This is a genomic window from Bacteroides sp. CAG:633 (genome assembly GCF_000435115.1).
GTDB classification, from domain to species: Bacteria; Bacteroidota; Bacteroidia; order Bacteroidales; family Bacteroidaceae; genus Bacteroides; species Bacteroides ndongoniae.
In genome coordinates this window covers 1-1,288 of sequence record NZ_FR882987.1, presented here as the reverse complement: position 1 = coordinate 1,288, position 1,288 = coordinate 1, and the positions used below count along the sequence as shown (strand labels likewise).

At 43.4% G+C, this 1,288-nt stretch carries 1 protein-coding gene and 1 pseudogene; both read left to right on the top strand.

The annotated features are described in order from the left end of the window. Positions 1-694: DUF6371 domain-containing protein (locus tag QVP67_RS02040; protein WP_288179804.1), on the top strand; the 694-nt coding region annotated here is incomplete at its 5' end. 150 nt (positions 695-844) lie between these two features. After that, a pseudogene (locus QVP67_RS02035) lies at positions 845-1,288 on the top strand (MobV family relaxase); the annotation flags it as partial.

Genomic DNA, 1,288 nt, shown 5'->3' with positions numbered 1-1,288 from the left:
TTCAATCAACCCCTTATATCATTATTTCTGTCATGTATTTGGCGAAAATGAGGCAAGCAGATTGTTTGAAATGTATCGCATAGGGACGTCTTCAAAATGGGGAGGCGCAACGGTTTTCTGGCAGACAGATATAAATGGACAGGTAAGAACCGGCAAGGTAATGTGCTATAATGCCGAGACAGGCCATCGGGTTAAAGAGCCTCAGGCTTTTGTCAGCTGGGCACATTCCGAGTTGAAGTTGCAGGATTTCCATTTGAAGCAATGTCTGTTTGGAGAACATCTTCTGAAAAAATCATCGTCTCCGGTAATGCTGGTGGAAAGTGAAAAGACCGCTGTTGTAATGAGCCATTTTATCCCCGATTATATATGGCTGGCAACAGGTGGTAAGAACGGTTGTTTCAATAGTGAAGCCATGCAGGTCCTCAAAGGCAGGGAGGTTACTCTCATCCCTGATTTAGGAGCAACCGAACAATGGAAAGAAAAGTCTGCTTTGTTGTCTGGAATATGCAAACGGGTTGTTGTGTCCAATGTTTTGGAATGTACATCCGATGAAGAGCAACGCAGCCAAGGATTGGACATTGCAGACTTCTTCCTGTATTCACCATCAAAGAGACAGATACTCCATCAGATGATACAACGTAATCCAGCATTGCAGTTGCTCATTGATGAACTGGATCTGGAACTTATTGAATAGTAAAGGAACTTGTTCCGAGGATTTATAGAAAGTCCTTAACACAATAAGGACTTTTTGCCTGACGGCAATAAAATCCGGTCATTGTCCCGCAGAGCGGACTGGCACAAGAGCAAACTCAAATATTAATCATTTATCAAAAGAATACCCTATATGAATACAGATATTAAACAGGCCATGCATGTTGAAACCGGGAAGTCATTCGGCACATCAGAGGCGAATGAAAACGAAAGGCATTGGAATGACGACAAAATTGACAGAAAGAATCAGGATCCGACCAATCACTATGACAAGACCCGAATGAAACTGAATTTCGAGATTGGGCCCGATGGGAAAGTTCATCCGTTAGGCTATCAAGAGAAATCGCTTGAAGTACGTTTGCAGGAACGATTGACTGAACTGGGCTGGAAGCCTTTCAAGCCGGACAGCAAAATTCAACCAAACTGTTGTGCGAAATTTATCTTCGGAGGTAATCATGACCGTACACTTGAGATGGCATTTGGAACCCAAACCGTAAATCTGGAAAAGGGTGCAGACAACAGCCATCTCCAGCGATGTCCGGAAATCGAACAATGGGCAAAAGATGTCTATGACTGG